This window comes from Kitasatospora albolonga, from assembly GCF_039535905.1.
GTDB lineage: Bacteria > Actinomycetota > Actinomycetes > Streptomycetales > Streptomycetaceae > Kitasatospora > Kitasatospora albolonga.
On the sequence record NZ_BAAAYB010000047.1, the window covers coordinates 1 to 17,041 of the forward strand.

Below are 17,041 nucleotides of genomic sequence, written 5' to 3' on the forward strand. Positions count from 1 at the left end.
GGGCAGCTGGCGGATCCTCCAGCGTGTGCTGGAGGGCGGCGAGCATGGGAAAACAGCACACGCGTCCGGGCCGCGGATACCCCGGCGGGCCGATCGGAGCCGGGGCCGGCGAGGAGCCCGGAGGCGATTGTCCTCGTTCTCGGGGCGGCATGGGCTGGTACTGGCAGTTGCGGGACTTCCGTGGCCGAGGCCCGCCGCCTGGTACCACGAGCGTCTGCCCCGCTCGGCTCCGGACCCGTTTCGCCCGACGACGCCCCGCCGGCCGGTGACACCGCTGGTCCAGAGAGGCGGACGCCGCTGGAGCACACCGTGCCCGATGGCGCCGGGGACAGATGGCCGCAGGAGGCCCGCCGGACAGGTGCCACACATGCACCGCCTATGGACCCGCGGGGGCCTATCGCGCGGCGGGGCCCTCGGAGCAGGGGACCACGAGGTCAGGTCGCCCGGGCCCAGAGCGGAATGGGCATGACGCCTACGGTCCCACGACCTCGTCACGTCAACTCTACGATCGCGCTCTGGGGGGGGGGGGGATCCCCCTCAGCGCTGATGGCGGTTCTTCGCGTCCTTCCTGAACTCGGCCGTGTGTGTGTGGACAACATAAGGGCCTGCTTGGGACCGAGGGCTGTCGGCGGGGCGCCCGATCGATCCTAGCGGGCCGCGTGACGTACGCGCGACCCATGGCTTCCTGCCTACAGATCACTGGCGCCCACGCTGAACGAACCTGCGGTGGGGCGTGCTGTGCCGCAGGGCGCCTGCTAGGACGCAACGAGGCGCTGGAGATCCTTCACCCGGCTCGGCCGAACCGCTGGGGCCGTGGCCTCGCCAAGGCGCTGGCCGCCCATGCCGAGGCGATGGCAACGACGCGACGCGGCCGGGCTGGCCCCGGATCGTCTACGGCGCGGTCGAGTCGTCGTAGCTGGCCGGAGGTGTGTGTTGGGGCGCGTACCGACGGGTGGGTGCGCGGGGATGCTGCATGTGGGCTCGGCGAGGCACAAATGCTTCGCACGTGGTGACGCGTGTGACCCTGGACGAGACGCAAGCGAGCGGAATATCTTGCGGGCGCGCGGCTGGCCGAGGTTGGAGCAGGGTGCGGAAGCTCGGGGGGTCCGCCGACGGCCGCATGTTGCGGGCCGGCTGGTGCTCTGGCGGGTGGCCTGCTACACAGACCGCCGCGGGGAGCACGCCGAGGCGCTTGGCACGACAGTCTGCGTCTCAATACCATGACGGAGAACACAGAGCAGCTAGACTCGGCCGCTGGTGCCCGGGGTCTTCACCGTGGCACTGTAGCTGCTCTGCCATCGTACATCTGTGGGTGGTTGGCTCGCGCGTCAGGGGACCGGAGGGGGCGCCTGGCCGTGCGTCGAAGGAGGGCCGGTACCGGATTGCGGAACGTCCCCCCCTCTCTGGCCGGGTGTTTTCGCCCACTACAATACACACACGGTTATCGGGCGTTGTGAATTTCCCCGTCCTTTCGTCGCATACCCCTCGCTCGCGGCTCGGCACACACCGGGCGGGGGCCCCCGCTCCCTGATCCGCTCTCCCACTCCACGGTGCTCGCTGGGTTTCGCACGACGCCCTTGCACGGCCCTGCCGGGCACCTTCAATCGAACGGGAGGAGCCGCGAGAAGGCGGCACGCCTCGGCCGGGCCCTGCTCGGTCAGGAGGAGTACGACGCGGCCCCATCGGGAGGTGTCGCGGCGCCGACCTCCCGCCACACACTAAACTGCTCGTACGCGGGTGCGGGACTTCTAGGAGCTGGTGGTCGATCAGGTCCTGCTTGCGTCAAGCGATCCACCGCCCCGCTGGCGGTGGCCCGCTTCCGCAAGCGGACCTGACCGCCACCAGCTCCTAGAAGTCCCGCACCCGGTCGAGCAGTTCGCTGGTGTGCGGGAGGTCGAGCGCCGCGCCCTCCGCGAGGGCCGCGTCGTACTCCTCCTGACCGAGCAGGGCCCGCGCCGAGGCGTGGGCCTTCTCGCGCTCCTCCCGTTCGATGAAGGTGCCGCGCGGGCCGTGCAGGGCGTCGTGCGAACCCAGCAGCACCGTGGAGAAGCGGATCAGGGAGCGGTCCCCCCGGTGCTCGCCGACCGCCAGCAGGGTGCCGACGAAGGACGGGATCAGCAGCACCGTCATGTGATCGGCGAACACCCCGGCCATGCCGGGGACGTCCCGCATCCGGTACCGGCCCTCCTTGAGCACGGCCAGCGCCCCCTCCGGGTCCCCTGACCGGGCCACCACCCAGCTGCGGATGCAGAGCACCAGGCCGGTGAAGACCCCGGGCACCAGCGGCCCGAGCAGCTGCTTGTGCTCCGTCAGGTAGTCCAGCTCGGCCAGCGCCTCGGCGTGCTCCCCGCGGCGGCTGAGCAGCCCGCAGAGCACCAGCCGGCCGAACAGCTGCGCGCCGTCGGCGGATCCGGTGCCGCCCTGCTCCACCTCGGCCAGCGCCGCGCGCACCATCCGCTCGCCCTCGTCGGGGTCGGTCTGCAGCAGTGCCTCGCCGAGCCGCACCTTGAGCATCGGCACCTCGTGGTACGCGCCCAACTCCTCGGCCAGCTCGATCGACTGACGGTACGTCCGGGCCGCCCCGGCCGCGTCGCCGTCGTTGCCCATCGCCTCGGCCTGGGCGGCCAGCGCCTCCGAGCGGCCCCAGCGGTCGCCGAGCCGGGTGAAGATCTCCAGCGCCTCGTTGGCGTCCAGCACCGCCTGCGGCAGCCCGCCCACCCAGTCGTTCAGGGTGCGGGCCCGGATCTGCAGCAGGAAGGCCAGGTCGGTCTCGCGGCCGTGGATCCGGGCGCCCGCCACCGCCTCGTCCAGCAGGCCCTTCATGTTGTCCATCCGGCCGGTCAGGAAGGACGCGAAGACCCGCATCAGCGAGGGGAAGCGGTAGGACTGCGGCAGGTCGGGACCGTAGGCGTCCATGATCCGCTCGGCCCGGGCGACCTGGACCTCGTGGTCCTCCTGCTCCAGGCCCCCCGCGAAGGCCGTGACCAGGCGGTGCAGGTGCACCTGGCGGCGGGCCTCCTGCGCCATCTCCGGCGCCATCGGCAGCGGGTGCTCCAGCGGCCCCTCGACCAGCGGCACCGGCGGCGGGGCGTCGTCGGCGAACGGGTCCGGGCCGAGCCGGCAGACCTCGTCGTACCAGGCGGCGGCCTCGGCCCGGAAGTCCCGCAACTGCCAGTACCAGCCCATGCCGAGCACCAGGACCATCGCCTCCTGCTCCTCGCCCCGGTCCACCGCCCGGCGGATCGCGGCCCGGACGTTGTCCTGCTCGCGCTCCAGCAGCTGGAGGATCGCCAGCTGCCCGGGGCCGTGGATGTCTAGGTCGGCGCGGCGCACCAGCTCGCGGTGGTAGCGGACGTGACGCATCGCCACCTCCGGCTCGCCGGCCTCGGCGAGCCGCTCGCCCGCGTACTCCAGGATGGTCTCCAGCATCCGGTACCGGGGCCGCTCCCCCAGTCCGGCCACCAGCAGGGACTTGTCGACCAGCGAGAGCAGCAGGTCGGCGACCTCCTCCCGGGGCACCTCGGCCTCGTCGGAGCAGACCTCCTCGGCCGCCTCCAGGGTGCAGCCGCCGGCGAACACCGAGAGGCGGCGCAGCACCGCGCGCTCCCGCTTGCCCAGCAGGTCCCAGCTCCAGTCCACCACCGCGCGCAGGGTCTGCTGGCGCGGCAGCAGGGTCCGCGAGCCGGCCGTCAGCAGCGCGAAGCGGCTGTCCAGCCGGTCGGCCAGCTGACGCGGGGTCAGGCCGCGCAGCCGGGCCGCGGCCAGCTCGATGGCCAGCGGCAGGCCGTCCAGGCGGCGGCAGATCTCGGCGCAGGCGGCCTGGTCCTCGGCCGGGTCGAAGCCGGGACGGGCGGCCGCGCCGCGCTCGGCCAGCAGCCGCATCGCCACCTGGCCGGGCAGCGGCTCGACCGGCAGCAGCACCTCGCCGGGCACCCCGAGCGGCTCCCGGCTGGTGGCCAGCACGGTCAGCTCCGGGCACTCGGCCAGCAGCTGGTCGGCCAGCTCGGCGGCGGCCTGCACCAGGTGCTCGCAGTTGTCCAGCACCAGCAGCATCCGGTGCTGGCCGCAGTGCTCGACGATCCGGCGCACCGGGTCGACGGTGCGGGCCGCCTCGCCGACGGCCCCGCCGGAGTGCAGCACCGTCTCGCGCAGGCCGAGCGCCGAGAGCACCGCGCCGGGCACCGCGGCGGCGTCCTCCAGCGGGGCCAGCTCGACCAGCCAGACGCCGTCCGGCCACCGGCCGCCGTCCTGCTCGGCCAGCGCGGCCTCCAGCGAGAGCCGGGTCTTGCCGGAGCCGCCGGGGCCGGTCAGCGTGGTCAGCCGGCCCGTCGTCAGGGCGGACTGCAGCGCGGCCAGGTCCTCGCCCCGGCCGACGAAACTGGTGAGCCGGCGGCGCAGGTTCCCCTGGGTCCGGCGCGGCGGGGCGGCGGCGGCCGGAGCGGCCGGGGGCGGGGCGGGCTGGCCGTCCAGCAGCTCGCGGTGCAGGGTGCGCAGCGCCTCGCCCGGGTCGGCGCCCAGCTGCTCGGCCAGCTCACGGCGGATCAGTTCGTAGCGCTGGAGCGCCTCGCCGGTGCGTCCGGTGGCCCGCAGTGCGCGGATCAGCAGCACGGCCAGCGGCTCGTCCAGCGGGCGGGCCCCGCAGAGCTCGGCCAGCTCGGCGGTCAGCTCGGCGGCCCGGCCGAGCTCCAGCTCGGCGGCGATCCGGTCCCGGCGGGCCTCGTCCCGCTCGGCCTCCAGGCGGGTGGCGGTGCCGCCGCGGTCCGGCAGGTCGGCCAGCGCCGGTCCGCGCCAGAGCGCCAGGCCGGCCGAGAGCCGCTCGGCCGCGCGCGGGAAGTCCCCGGCCGCCACGGCCGCCCGGCCCTCGGCGGTGAGCCGCTGGAAGTCGGCCAGGTCGTTGGCCCGGGCGGCGGTGGTCCAGTAGCCGGCCGGGCCGGAGCCGATCTCCTCCCGGCCGACGGTGCGGCGCAGCCGCCCGACCAGGGTCTGCAGCGCGGCGGCCGAGTCCTGCGACGGATCGGCGCCCCAGACCTCGTCCACCAGCAGGTCGGCCGGGACGGGCCGGCCCTGGCGCAGCACCAGGGCGGTGAGCAGCGCGCGCAGCCGGGCCCCGCCGAGCGGCACGGGGGTGCCGTCGTCGCGGCGGGCGGTGGTGGTTCCGAGGATGCCGTAGTGCACCGGACCATTCTCGGGGACGCGGGGCCGCGCTCAGGTACGAATATCCTTCGGAACCGTCGCCCGTGGCGGTCCGTTCACCTCTCGCGCCTTGTGGGTGTCAGGCCCGCCGGGCATGATCGACCGTCACACCCGCCACTCCCCGCATCGGAGCCCGCCCGTCATGACCTTCGCCGAAGCCCAGCGTTCACGCCGCGAGGAGCGCCGGATCAGCCCGGTGTTCTGGGTGCTGCTGGCCACCCTGGGCACCTCCGGCTGGGCGGTCGCCACCGGCTACGGCAGCGCCCGGTTCGGGGTGTTCCTCTTCGTGGTGGCGGGCTGGATGGTCTCGCTCTGCCTGCACGAGTACGCGCACGCCCGCACCGCGCTGCACGGCGGCGACATCTCCATCGGCTCCAAGGGCTACCTGACGCTCAACCCGCTCAAGTACGCCAACGTGCTGCTGAGCTTCGTGCTGCCGGTGGTCTTCGTGATCCTCGGCGGCATCGGCCTCCCCGGCGGCGCGGTCTACATCGAACGGCACCGGATCAACGGCCGCCTGAAGCACAGCCTGATCTCCGCCGCCGGCCCGCTGGTGAACGTGGTCTTCGCGGCGGCCCTGCTGATCCCGCTCGGCGCCGGCTGGCTGGACGACCCCACGGTGTACGCCGAGGTGATGGGCCGTGAGCTCAACGTCTCGCCGCTGGCCGGGGCGCTGGCCTTCCTCGGCATGCTCCAGGTCAGCGCGGCCCTGCTGAACCTGCTGCCGGTGCCCGGCCTGGACGGCTACGGCATCATCGAGCCCTGGCTCTCGTACCAGACCCGGCGCAGCCTCTCCCAGATCGCCCCGTACGGCATGCTGGCGGTCTTCCTGCTGCTCTGGCAGCCCGAGGTGAACTCCTGGTTCTTCGGCGTGGTGGACGGCGTGATCGGCCTGTTCGGCGTCGACACCAACTACGTGGCGCTGGGCGACTACCTGTTCCGCTTCTGGAAGTCCTGACGCACCGTCGCCGCCGGCCGCTCGCAGGTGGTCCCCACCTCGACGGGCGAGCCGGTGGCGGCCGCGGCGGTCAGGCACTCCATCACGTCCAGCACGTGCAGGGCGAGACCGGCCGAGGCGCGGTGCGGGGTGCCGGCCGCCAGGGAGCGGGCCAGGTCGGCGACCCCGTGGCCGCGGGCGGCACCGTACTCACCGGCCGGCGGGGCGACCGGCTCCCAGCCGGTGGCGCCGGCGCGGTGCAGGGCGACCGGGCCGTCGAAGTCGTTCGGGTCCGGCACGGAGAGCGAGCCGGCCGTGCCGTACACCTCGATGTGCGGCAGCCGGGCGGCCCAGACCTCGAAGCTCATCAGCAGGGTGGACACCGCCCCGCCGCGGTGCTCCAGCAGCCCGGTGAGGTGGGTGGGCACCTCGCTGCGGAAGCGGGCCCCCGCCCGCGGCCCGGTGGCCACCTCCCGCTCCGGCCGCGGGGTGGCGGCCAGGCCGGTGACCCGGCGGACCGGGCCCAGCAGGGTGACCAGTGCGCTCAGGTGGTACGGGCCCATGTCGTACAGCGGGCCGCCGCCCGGGCGGTAGTAGAACTCCGGGTCCGGGTGCCAGAGTTCGTGGCCCGGGGTGGTCATGAAGGCGGTCGCGGCGAAGGGGGTGCCGATCTCCCCCGCGTCCAGCAGCGCGCGGGCGGTCTGGGTGCCCGCACCGAGCACGGTGTCCGGCGCGCAGCCGACCCGGACCCCGGCGGCCTCCGCGGCGGCCAGCACCGCACGGGCCTGCTCGGTGGTGGCGGCCAGCGGCTTCTCGCCGTAGACGTGCTTGCCGGCGGCGATCGCGCGCAGCGCGACCTCGGCGTGCGCGGCGGGCACGGTGAGGTTGAGCACCAGGTCGACGTCCTCGGCGGCGCAGAGCTCCGCCACGGTGGTGGCCCGCGCGCCCGCCCGTGCGGCGGCCGCCCCGGCCCGTGCCGGGTCCAGGTCGGCGACGGCGGTGACGGTGGTCTCCGGCTGCCGGGTCAGGGTGTCCAGGTAGACCCCGCTGATCTTCCCGGCCCCGACCACCCCGACCCGCAGCGGGGCGCTCACGCGGCGCCCCGGGTGGCCCAGTGCATGCCCTGACGCAGCATCAGGTCGGCCTGCGGGTGCGCCAGGTCGGCCGGCGTGTGCCCGAGCGCGGTGACGAAGACCCGCCCCGCGCCCCAGCTCCGGGCCCAGGCGACCGGGACGGTGACGCCGGTCAGCTCGGGGTGGTCCGGGTCGGCGGCGAACTCGGTGACCGCGAGCGGGACCACCGCCGGGTCCAGGTGCAGGTAGTACTGCTCACTGGTCAGCTCGAAGGGCGTGACCCCCGCCGTGGCCGGGTGCTCCCCGACCGGCGTGACCAGGTAGCGGACGTGCTCCCGCGGGTGGTGGACGAACTGACCGCCCGTCATCAGCTGGTACTCGGTGCTCTCCCGGAAGGCGTCCACGATCCCGCCGTGCCATCCGGCCAGCCCGGTCCCCGCCCGCACGGCGGCCGTCAGCCCGGCGGCCTGCGCCTCGGTGATCGCGCCCATCGTCCAGCACTGCACCACCAGGTCGGTGCCGGCCAGCAGCTCCGCGTCCAGGTAGCTGTCCAGGGTGTCCGACACGGCCACCCGGTACCCGTCCCGCTCCAGCCGCTCCGCGTACCGGTCCGAGGCCGCGACCGGCTCGTGCCCGGCCCAGCCTCCCCGCACCACCAGCGCCGTCCGACCCGCCCGTGCCATTCGCCCTCCCCGGCCGTCGCAACAGTGAAATGTTACATGGCACAGCGGATTCGCACAGGGGCCCGGTCAGCCCTGTCCGGCGGCGGCCTTCTCCACCCGCGCCCGGCGCAGGTAGTACCAGGCGATGTTGCTGGAGACGCCGGCCATCAGCACCCAGACGACCCCCAGCCAGGTCCCCTGCACGAACGACACCACGGCGGCGCACACCGCCAGCACGAACACGATCGACGCGTACAGGGCATTACGGGGCATGGCACGGAACTCCTAGACCGGGACTCGGGACGCCGTCCATTCTCGCCGACGGCCCGAGCGGTCCCGGCCAGGGGTCCCGCGGGTCGGTTCAGACGTCGGTGACGCGAAGGCCCGCGTGGGCCTTGTAACGGCGGTTCACCGAGATGAGGTTGGCGACCAGGCCCTCGACCTGGTGGGCGTTGCGCAGGCGGCCGGCGAAGATGCCGCGCATGCCGGGGATCAGCGAGGCCAGGGCCTGGACCAGGTCGGTGGCCTCGCGGTCGTCGCCGAGGACCAGGACGTCGGTGTCGATCCGCTCGATGTCGCGGTCCTGGAGCAGGACGGCGGAGAGGTGGTGGAAGGCGGCGGTGACCCGGGACTCCGGGAGCAGGGCGGCGGCCTGCTGGGCGGCGCTGCCCTCCTCGACCTTCAGGGCGTAGGCGCCCTGCTTGTCGAAGCCGAGCGGGTTGACGCAGTCCACCACGATCTTCCCGGCCAGCTCCTCCCGCAGCTCGGCGAGGGTGGCGGCGTGGCCGTCCCACGGCACCGCGATGATCACGATGTCGCTCTCCCGGGCGCAGGCCGCGTTGTCCGCGCCGCGCACGCCGTAGCCGATCTCGGCGGCCGCGCCCTCGGCCCGCTCGGCGGTGCGGGAGCCGATCACCACCTGCTGCCCGGCCCGGGCCAGCCGGTAGGCGAGGCCGCGGCCCTGGTCGCCGGTGCCGCCGAGCACGCCGACCACCAGGCCGGAGACGTCGGGCAGGGCGGGGGCACCGACGGGCGGGTTCACTGAATCGTGGGAAGTCATGCCGGAATCCTGCCAAATGCGCTGCGCCCTCTCCATGCTGACGGTCCATGGACGCGATGAGAGTTTCGGCACTCCGGGCCGCCCTGACCGGGACGGGCTGGGTGGAGGAGGCCGGGGAGTTCGCCGGGACGCTGCGCCGCGCCACCGGGCGCCGCACCGCCTCCGGCCTGCTGCTGGTCGGCACCGCGGCGTACGAGCCCTGGCACCTGGCCGCCCACCTGGAGGAGGAGGCCGGGCTGACCGGCCTGCCGGGCCTGGCCCCGACCCTGCTGCGGCACCGGGTGGAGCCGCAGGCCCCGGCCCACCTGGCGCACGGGCTGCGGCGGCTGACGGAGGCCCGGCGCGGGGCCACCGTGCTGCTGGTGGCTCCGGAGGCGGCCGGGGCGCCGCTGCTGGAGCGGGTGCGGGACGCCCGTCGGGGCGGGGCCACCGTGCTGGCCCTGGACGGCGGGGACGCGGAGCTCGGCGGCCTGGCGCACGAGCGGCTGACCGTCCCGGCCGACGCGCGGGAGGACACCGAGGGTCCGTTCGAACTGGTCCAACACCTCGTCAGTTCCGCCGCCGGCGCCCCCTCCCCGCGCGGCCGGCTGGCCCGCCTCGCCGAGCGGCTGGCCGGCTCCCCGCTCTCCCGCTGGTAGACCGATCCGCCCGGATCCCACCGGACCGGGTCGAAATTCGCTTGCCGTTCGGAGACGCACCGTCGCAGCATGGCTCAACGTGACTTCCGAACCCCCTGACGCTCCCCCGTCCTTCTGGCAGCGGCTGCGCCCCGACCTGACCCCGTGGCGCTCCTCCCGGGACTTCCGGCTGCTCTGGAGCGCCGGGTGCGTCTCGTCCTTCGGCAGCTTCCTGACCTACGTCGCGGTGCCGCTGCAGATCAAGCACCTGACCAACTCCCCGATCGCGGTCGGCCTGATCGGCGCGGTCGAGCTGGTCCCGCTGATCGTCTTCGGCCTCTGGGGCGGCGCCCTCGCCGACGCGCTGGACCGGCGCAAGCTGGTGCTCTGCTCGGAGGTCGGCCTGCTGCTGCTCTCCGGCCTGCTGCTGCTGAACGCGCTGCTGCCGAGCCCGGTGCTCTGGCCGATCTACCTGGTCGCCGCCCTGGTCGCGGCCGCCGACGGCCTGCAGCGCCCGGCGCTGGACTCGATGACCCCGCGGATCGTCCCGCACGACCAGCTGCCCGCCGCCTTCACCCTGCTCTCGCTCTACCGCAACGCCGCCTCGGTGGCCGGCCCGGCACTGGCCGGCGTGATCGTCGCGGTCGCGGGGGTGGAGACCGCGTACGCGCTGGACGTGCTGACCTTCGCGGCCTCGCTGGTGCTGCTCTACAAGATCCGGGCGGTGCCGCCGTCCACCGGCGCGGAGAAGCCCTCGCTGAGCGCGATCGCCAACGGCATCAAGTACGCCTGGGGACGCAAGGACCTGCTCTCCACCTACGTGATCGACATCGTGGCGATGCTGTTCGCCTTCCCGGTCGCGATCTACGCCTTCTGGGCCTCCGACCTGAAGGCCGACTGGGCGCTCGGCCTGATGTACGGGGCCACCGCCGCCGGTGCGCTGGTGGTCTCGGCCACCGGCGGCTGGACCTCGCACGTGCACCGGCACGGCCGGATGCTGGTGCTGGCCGCGCTCGGCTGGGGCGTCTCCATCCTGCTGGCCGGCCTGGTCGGCAACATCTGGCTGGTGCTGCTCTGCCTGGCCCTGGCCGGCGGCGCCGACCAGGTCAGCGGCGTGGCCCGGTCCTCGATCTGGAACCAGTCGATCCCGGACGAGTTCCGCGGCCGGCTCGCCGGGGTGGAGCTGCTCAGCTACTCGGTCGGCCCCCAGCTGGGCCAGGCCCGGGCCGGCGGCATGGCCACCGCGATCGGCGTCCGGGGCTCGGTCTGGGCCGGCGGACTGGCCTGCGTGGTCGGCGTGGTCGCCCTGACCGCCGCGGTGCCGCGGCTGCTGCGCTACGACGACCGCACCGACGAGCACGTGGCCGCCGTCCGGGCCCAGCACGAGGCCCAGGCCGCCGAGCGCGACGCGCTGGCGGCCTGACGGCCCGTCAGCTGCCCGGCTGCTGCTGGGCGTCGTCGTTCCACGCCGGGTCGTTCTTCCACTCCCGGTTCCGCTCGGCCGCCGTCTCCAGCGCGTGCGCCGCCTCCTCGGGGGTGGCGTACGGGCCGAGGCGGTCCTTGGCCGGGCACTCCGGGCCCTCCTCGACCTTGCTGTGCTTGATGCAGTAGAACCACTCACCGGGCTTCCCGGTGGGCTTGCTCTTCCCGAACGGCATGTCGTCCTCCTGGTCTCGTACGGTGATCATCTACCCGCGCGGCGGGTTCGCACGCACAGCCGAGCCGGATGATCCACGGCCGATAGACTCCGGCCATGGCTCTCGTACCCGGCATCCAGTCCCCCATCCGCAAGGTCCCGGCGCACATCCCGCGCCCGGAGTACGTCGGCAAGCCGAAGCCGGCCCCGTACACCGGCCCCGAGGTGCAGACCGCCGAGACCATCGAGAAGATGCGGATCGCCGGGCGGATCGCGGCGGAGGCGATGGCCGAGGCGGCCAAGCTGATCGCCCCCGGGGTGACCACCGACCAGCTGGACGTGGTCGCGCACGAGTACATGTGCGACCACGACGCCTACCCGTCCGACCTGGGCTACCGGGGCTTCCCGAAGTCGGTCTGCACCTCCGTCAACGAGGTGATCTGCCACGGCATCCCGGACTCGACCGTGCTGCAGGACGGCGACATCGTCAACATCGACGCCACCGCCTTCATCCACGGGGTGCACGGCGACCTCAACGCCACCTACCTCTGCGGCGACGTGGACGAGGAGTCCCGCCTGCTGGTCGAGCGCACCCGCGAGTCCCTCGACCGGGCGATCAAGGCGGTCAAGCCGGGCCGCCAGATCAACGTGATCGGCCGGGTCATCGAGTCCTACGCCAAGCGCTTCGACTACGGCGTGGTCCGCGACTTCACCGGCCACGGCATCAACACCTCGTTCCACTCCGGGCTGATCATCCCGCACTACGACAGCGAGCGGGCCACCGAGGTGATCAAGCCCGGGATGACCTTCACCATCGAGCCGATGCTCACCCTGGGCACCTACGACTACGACATCTGGGAGGACGGCTGGACGGTGGTCACCAAGGACCGCAAGCGCACCGCCCAGTTCGAGCACACCCTGGTGGTCACCGCCGACGGCGCCGAGATCCTCACCCTCCCGGGCGAGGGCTTCTGACGCACCCGGACGCGGGAAGGGCGGTGGACGGGCTCCGGCCCGTCCACCGCCCTTCCCTTCTGACCGGCCGTCAGCCGATCAGCCACTGCTCCTGGGCCACCGCGCCGACCTCGGTGCAGGCGTCGGTGAGCACGTCCAGCACCCGCAGCGCGTCCGGCAGCGGCAGCTCGGGGCCGCGCAGCCAGCGCACCTGGGAGCCGTCCGGCAGCGAGGCCGGGGGCAGCAGGGTGTAGGAGCCGCGGCAGTGCCAGCGCAGGCCGGGGTGGTCCGACATGGTGTCAGGAGTGCTGTCCAGCACGCTCGGCCACCACTCGTCCTCGTCCACCGGGGTCCCCCGGGTGGCGGTGAAGAACAGGTACCGGTCCTCGCCGACGGCGGCCACCGGGCCGTGCACGCCGAGCGCCTCCAGGCGCTCCAGGGCCAGCCGGCCCGCCTCGGCCGGCACGTCCAGCACGTCGTGGGCGCGGCCGGTGGCGGTGACGAAGTTGGCCTGCGGGTCGCGGGAGAGCCAGCGGGCCAGCTGCTCCGGATCGACGGTGGCCTGGGTCTGCCAGGCGAAGGAGACCGGGTGCTGGGCCGGAGCCGGACAGCCGACCCGGTCGCAGGAACACCGGTGCCCCGCCGGATGCGCGGCCGGCGCCAGCGGGAACCCCGCCCGCACCGCCTTGAGCAGCAGGTCCAGCCTCCCGGCCGGATCGCCCCCCGCACCCGGCCCGGTCCGCTCGCGGTCACGCCGCTGCCACCAGGCCGTCCACCTGCTGCTGGCTTCCATCGGACCCCTTCCACACCTGCTGTAGCTGCCGTGCCTGGTGTGACACAGCGACCGACGCAAACATCCGACGCAACGCCGGAGCCCACCCCGTTGCTTCCCCGGGGTGCGGTCGGTCCGGCAGCTTCGCCGAGGGCCGGAGCCGGTGTCGCCGGACGGCCGAGTCGCCCGGGGCACGGTTCGAGGCGGACCCTTGAGGGGCCCGGGTACCAGGGAACTCCCAGGGGCGTACAGAGCAGGATAAGGGTGTCGGGGGGGCCGTTCGGACCGCGGGCGGTGCTGCGCTGGTCACACCGGCCCCTCACGCCGGCCACCGGGCACCTCCACCGGACCGTCACACCCGTAGGCTGAGCAGCGTGAAGAGCGCGGACACCCCCTTCGTCGGCGGCCCCCTGGACGGCCGGACCCTGCCCGTCGGGCTGACGCCGTTCAGCAACGTCCCCAAGGTCTACAAGGTCCCGGTCCCCGCACACGGGGACACCCCCGCCGTCACGCTGGTCTACCGGCGCGCCAAGGAGTACGACCCCAAGGGCCGCTGGCGCTGGGTCTACGAGTACCAGGACCCCTCGGCCGCCGAGGCCCCCGCTCCTTCCGCCGAGGGCTGACGGACCGTCACGCCTCCTCGGCCAGGATCAGGTACAGCTTCTTGCGGGCCTCGGTGAGCACCGCCAGGCCCTTGGTCCGCTGCTCCTCCGTCCCGGTGGTCATCACCTGACGGATCGCCTGGTCCACCGCCCCGAGCGCCTGCCCGACCTCCTGCACCGCCTCCCAGTCCAGCCCGCGGCCGGCCTGCTCCCACGGGTTCGGCGCACCGGCCTCGGCCTCGGCGCGGCCCTGCTCGGTCAGCTCGAACAGCCGCTTCCCGGACGCCTCGCTGCCGACGATCAGCCCCTCCTCCTCCAGCAGCTGGAGCGTCGGGTACACCGACCCCGGGCTCGGCCGCCAGGCCCCGCCCGAGCGCTCACCGATCTCGGTGATCATCTCGTAGCCGTGCATCGGCCGCTCCACCAGCAACGCCAGCAGCGAGGCCCGCACATCCCCCCGCCGAGCCCTCCCCCCACGCCGCCCGTGCCCGGGAAACCCACCCCGGCCACCCCCGCCCCCGTGCCCGAACGGCCCCCCGAACGGCCCCCCGGGCCGCCCGCCGCCGAAGCCACCGAAACCCTCCCGCCGCTCACGGCGACGGCCTTCTCCCCTGTCGTATCCGTACCCACGCATGGTGATCACTCACTTTCGTTGACGTTGTCATCGAGCCATCTCGATACTTCGACGATATATCGCTAACTATCGCTCGTCAACGCTCCGAGCATGCGGAGCCGGAGGGCGCAGGTCAGGTACGGTGCGGGGATGATCAAGGGTGTCTCCGCCGCTGACGGCGAACCGGACGCGATGGTGCTGGCCGGCTACTTCGTCGCGGTGCCCGCATCGTTGAACGGCTCGGCAGTGCCCCGGAGGCCAGGACTCACCACGGCGTCCGACTGTCTGGTCGACCGGCTTCCGGAGGACGGGGACTGGTTCGCCGGCCCGTCGGAGGCGTTGGCGGCCTGCCGATCCGTCCCCGTGCCGGAGGGAGCGCGCCTCCACGCCCTGCTGGTGCCCGCCGACCACGTCGACGGCTTCGCCGCCGACGTCGTCACGGCCGGCACCGACGAGCCGGTGCTTCTCGCGCACCTCGGCCGGCGGACCGGTCTGCCCGCCGCCGAGCCGGCCGGACGCGAGCTCGGCTGGGAGGTGCTCGGCTACGACCACGGCCTCCTGCACACCTGGCTCTGCAACGACCTGCACGGGGACGGCGTACGCGAGCTCGGCGTGACCACCGACCCCGACCGCGTCCTGCTGCCCGACCGGGAGTCCGCCGTCCGCGTGGCCGCCTGGGCCAACGCCCGCACCGACACCAAGCCCGTCACCTGGTTCCCAGCCGCCCTCGTCGAATGGGACACCCCGATCGAGGGCAGGCCCGGCCCCGATCCCTCCGAGGCACCGGTCCCCCCGGTGACCCCACCCTGGTGGCGCCGGATCCTCTGACGGACCGCACCGGACCGGTCGGTCGTCGCCGCGGTGGGACGGTGATGTCCTGAGGCGGTGTCAGCACCCTGCTGGATGATCCGGCCATGCTGATCGCGACCAACGAGCGTGGCCACGTGGTGGAGCGCGCCACCGGGCCCACCATCGGGACGATGCTGGCCAACCTGGGGCGGGGCAACGCCCACCTGGTGGTGGAGCGGGTGGGCGGAGAGCTGCCGGGCAGCTGGTACGTCCAGGTCCGACTCCGGGAGAACAACACCTATCAACTCGAGTACCGGGACGGCGTCGCCGAGCGGCACTTCCAGACCCTGACCGTCTCCCAGGAGAAGGTCCTCACGGCACTGCTCGGCTGGGCCGGCGCGAAGCCGGGCTGGCAGGACGGCTTCATGTGGAACAACATCGGCGATCAGTTCGGCACCTGCGACCATGCGGTGCCGGAGCCGGAGCCGGAGCCGGAGCCGGCCGACCGTGGGGGCTGACCGAGGCGGCCGAGGGACAGGCCTTGGGCCGGTACGCGGTTCGCGCTAGCGGGAGAAGTAGGTCTTGACGCTGACGGCCGGGCCGTCGGAGTACTGGCGCACGGCCGCCGCGGCGTCGCCCGTGACGGGGACGGAGGAGGTGCCGCCGGGCGGGATGGTGGTCAGGCCGCCGATCGGGATGACGGCGGTGGTCTGCTGGGGCGTGCCGGGCTTGGGCTTGTCGTAGACCAGGTAGACGACGCGGACGGAGACCGGCGTGGTGTTCGGGTTCTTCAGCAGGACCTGCTCGAAGGGGTCGAACTTGGTCATGGGCCGACCGGAGGCGTCGGCCGGCTTCGCCTCGACGGCGGTCGCGTCGGCGGGGAGGTCCGCCGGGGCGCTCTCCTTGACGGTCACCTTCACCTCGGCGACCTGCTCGGCGCCGGGGCCGCCGAAGGCCAGGACGTCGTAGCCACCGCCGGGTTGGACCACGAGGCCGCCGCGGTCGCTGCCGTACGCGGTGGTGACCCGTACGTCGGGGAGGTCCTTGCCGGTGGCGTCGACTGCCGTGATCGCCAGGGTCGGCGCCACGCTCGTCCGGCCGTCGTTGCCGATGATGAGTGTCTGGTCGATGAACTCGTGCTCGCCGCGCGCCTGGTAACGGAAGGTCAGCGGCGGGGCCGACGCGGGCGCGGTGTGCACGGCCTCGGCTTCGGCCGGGCTCGGGGCGGCGGTGCCGTCCGGGGTGCAGGCGGCCAGCGCGAGGACGCCGAGGGCGAGGCCTGCGAGTGTCACGCCGCGCCGGGGTCGGACGGAGGTTCGATCGGTGCGGAGCATGGCCGGAGACTAGCGCAAGCGGCAGACGCCGGCCTTCTGCCGGGCGGCCGGAAGCGTGTCCGACGGGCGGGCTACGCTCCGCGCCATGGATGATCAACTGTGGGTGGGCGTGCGCGCACGTGTGGAGGCGTTGGCACCGGCCGGGCCGGAGCCGCAGTCCGCCGTGTTCGGGTCGAACGGTCATCACTTCGCCCTCGACCCGGTGCTATCCCCGGCCGAGCTGGCGGAGCTGGAGGCGCAGATCGGCACCGAACTGCCGCCGGAGTACCGGACGTTCCTGCTCCAGGTGGGTTCCGGCGGAGCCGGACCGGCCTACGGGGTCTTCCCCGTGCGGCGGACGGAGGACGGGTGGCGGTGGGAGGGCGACGGCGCGGACCTGGCCGACCGGGCCCGGCTCGCCGAGCCGTTCCCGGCGACCGTGCTGGACCCGGCGGTGGTGGAGGCGCTGCTGGAGGAGTGCCCCGAGGAGGAGGACTTCGAGGACATCGAGGAGTTCGACACCGCCCACGAGGCGTGGGACGAGCGGTGGGGCGAGGTGATGTGGGATCCGGAGCGCACCGTCGGCGCGATCGTCATCTGCCACCAGGGCTGTGCGATCCGTCAGTGGCTGGTGGTCAACGGCCCGGAGAGCGGTCGCATCTGGGAGGACCTCAGGGCCGACGAGGTGGATCTGGCTCCGCTCCTGGACGAGGGCGGCCGGCCGGTGACCTTCGCCCGCTGGTACCTGGACTGGCTGGACCAGGCGGAACGGCAGGCGAAAAGCACTGGCCCCAGCCTCGCGTGATCTGTTCTGCTGCTG

The 17,041-nt window shown here is 73.7% G+C and carries 17 protein-coding genes; 8 read left to right on the forward strand and 9 right to left on the reverse strand.

Annotation, left to right across the window (positions count from 1 at the left end):
- Nucleotides 1-1,848: 1,848 nt before the first annotated feature.
- The gene (locus tag ABD946_RS11755) at nucleotides 1,849-5,175 is read right to left on the reverse strand and encodes an AfsR/SARP family transcriptional regulator (RefSeq protein ID WP_345282702.1); all 3,327 of its coding nucleotides are present in this window, start codon (nucleotides 5,173-5,175) and stop codon (nucleotides 1,849-1,851) included.
- Between the two features lie 160 nt (nucleotides 5,176-5,335).
- Between ABD946_RS11755 and ABD946_RS11760 the strand changes: the two genes are divergently transcribed.
- On the forward strand, nucleotides 5,336-6,151 hold the full coding sequence (locus ABD946_RS11760; protein ID WP_345282704.1) for a site-2 protease family protein: 816 nt from the start codon (nucleotides 5,336-5,338) through the stop codon (nucleotides 6,149-6,151).
- Here the strand turns inward: ABD946_RS11760 and ABD946_RS11765 are convergent.
- From ABD946_RS11765 to npdG, 4 genes are all read right to left on the reverse strand, one after another.
- Nucleotides 6,124-7,224: a Gfo/Idh/MocA family protein gene (locus ABD946_RS11765; RefSeq protein WP_345282706.1), complete on the reverse strand. Its 1,101-nt coding sequence runs from the start codon at nucleotides 7,222-7,224 to the stop codon at nucleotides 6,124-6,126. The two genes, ABD946_RS11760 and ABD946_RS11765, sit on opposite strands and share 28 nt — an antisense overlap.
- A complete protein-coding gene (locus tag ABD946_RS11770) occupies nucleotides 7,221-7,886 on the reverse strand; it encodes a ThuA domain-containing protein (protein ID WP_345282708.1) in 666 nt (221 codons plus the stop codon). Before ABD946_RS11770 ends, ABD946_RS11765 begins: the two co-directional genes overlap by 4 nt.
- Before the next feature lie 66 nt (nucleotides 7,887-7,952).
- A complete protein-coding gene (locus tag ABD946_RS11775) occupies nucleotides 7,953-8,138 on the reverse strand; it encodes a hypothetical protein (protein ID WP_345282710.1) in 186 nt (61 codons plus the stop codon).
- A gap of 88 nt (nucleotides 8,139-8,226) precedes the next feature.
- Nucleotides 8,227-8,925: an NADPH-dependent F420 reductase gene (gene npdG, locus ABD946_RS11780; protein WP_345282712.1), complete on the reverse strand. Its 699-nt coding sequence runs from the start codon at nucleotides 8,923-8,925 to the stop codon at nucleotides 8,227-8,229.
- 47 nt (nucleotides 8,926-8,972) lie between these two features.
- Here npdG and ABD946_RS11785 point away from each other — a divergent pair, with 47 nt between their 5' ends.
- Both ABD946_RS11785 and ABD946_RS11790 read left to right on the forward strand, forming a co-directional pair.
- A complete protein-coding gene (locus ABD946_RS11785; protein WP_345282714.1) occupies nucleotides 8,973-9,563 on the forward strand; it encodes a hypothetical protein in 591 nt (196 codons plus the stop codon).
- Nucleotides 9,564-9,642: 79 nt separating this feature from the next.
- Nucleotides 9,643-10,965 (forward strand): MFS transporter, encoded by a 1,323-nt coding sequence (locus ABD946_RS11790; RefSeq protein ID WP_345282716.1) that lies wholly within the window; start codon nucleotides 9,643-9,645, stop codon nucleotides 10,963-10,965.
- A 7-nt stretch (nucleotides 10,966-10,972) separates the two neighbouring features.
- On the opposite strand, the gene ABD946_RS11795 is transcribed toward ABD946_RS11790, so the two are convergent.
- Nucleotides 10,973-11,200 (reverse strand): hypothetical protein, encoded by a 228-nt coding sequence (locus ABD946_RS11795; protein ID WP_345282718.1) that lies wholly within the window; start codon nucleotides 11,198-11,200, stop codon nucleotides 10,973-10,975.
- 95 nt (nucleotides 11,201-11,295) lie between these two features.
- On the opposite strand from ABD946_RS11795, the gene map reads away from it, so the two are divergent.
- Nucleotides 11,296-12,153 carry a type I methionyl aminopeptidase gene (map, locus tag ABD946_RS11800; RefSeq protein ID WP_345282719.1) on the forward strand — a complete coding sequence of 286 codons (858 nt, stop codon included), beginning with the start codon at nucleotides 11,296-11,298 and terminating at the stop codon, nucleotides 12,151-12,153.
- Between the two features lie 70 nt (nucleotides 12,154-12,223).
- Here map and ABD946_RS11805 read toward each other — a convergent pair whose 3' ends face one another.
- A complete protein-coding gene (locus ABD946_RS11805; RefSeq protein ID WP_345282721.1) occupies nucleotides 12,224-12,925 on the reverse strand; it encodes a bifunctional DNA primase/polymerase in 702 nt (233 codons plus the stop codon).
- A gap of 353 nt (nucleotides 12,926-13,278) precedes the next feature.
- On the opposite strand from ABD946_RS11805, the gene ABD946_RS11810 reads away from it, so the two are divergent.
- Nucleotides 13,279-13,527 (forward strand): hypothetical protein, encoded by a 249-nt coding sequence (locus ABD946_RS11810; RefSeq protein WP_345282723.1) that lies wholly within the window; start codon nucleotides 13,279-13,281, stop codon nucleotides 13,525-13,527.
- Nucleotides 13,528-13,534: 7 nt separating this feature from the next.
- Here ABD946_RS11810 and ABD946_RS11815 read toward each other — a convergent pair whose 3' ends face one another.
- Nucleotides 13,535-13,957 (reverse strand): PadR family transcriptional regulator, encoded by a 423-nt coding sequence (locus tag ABD946_RS11815; RefSeq protein WP_345282725.1) that lies wholly within the window; start codon nucleotides 13,955-13,957, stop codon nucleotides 13,535-13,537.
- Nucleotides 13,958-14,269: 312 nt separating this feature from the next.
- Here ABD946_RS11815 and ABD946_RS11820 point away from each other — a divergent pair, with 312 nt between their 5' ends.
- Nucleotides 14,270-14,947 (forward strand): hypothetical protein, encoded by a 678-nt coding sequence (locus tag ABD946_RS11820; protein WP_345282727.1) that lies wholly within the window; start codon nucleotides 14,270-14,272, stop codon nucleotides 14,945-14,947.
- Nucleotides 14,948-15,033: 86 nt separating this feature from the next.
- A complete protein-coding gene (locus tag ABD946_RS11825; RefSeq protein WP_345282729.1) occupies nucleotides 15,034-15,426 on the forward strand; it encodes a hypothetical protein in 393 nt (130 codons plus the stop codon).
- A gap of 45 nt (nucleotides 15,427-15,471) precedes the next feature.
- Here the strand turns inward: ABD946_RS11825 and ABD946_RS11830 are convergent, their stop codons facing one another.
- Nucleotides 15,472-16,200, reverse strand: a complete 729-nt coding sequence (locus tag ABD946_RS11830) for a hypothetical protein (protein ID WP_345282731.1) — start codon at nucleotides 16,198-16,200, stop codon at nucleotides 15,472-15,474.
- 127 nt (nucleotides 16,201-16,327) lie between these two features.
- Here ABD946_RS11830 and ABD946_RS11835 point away from each other — a divergent pair, with 127 nt between their 5' ends.
- Nucleotides 16,328-17,026 carry an SMI1/KNR4 family protein gene (locus tag ABD946_RS11835; RefSeq protein WP_345282733.1) on the forward strand — a complete coding sequence of 233 codons (699 nt, stop codon included), beginning with the start codon at nucleotides 16,328-16,330 and terminating at the stop codon, nucleotides 17,024-17,026.
- The last annotated feature ends 15 nt before the right edge of the window (nucleotides 17,027-17,041 follow it).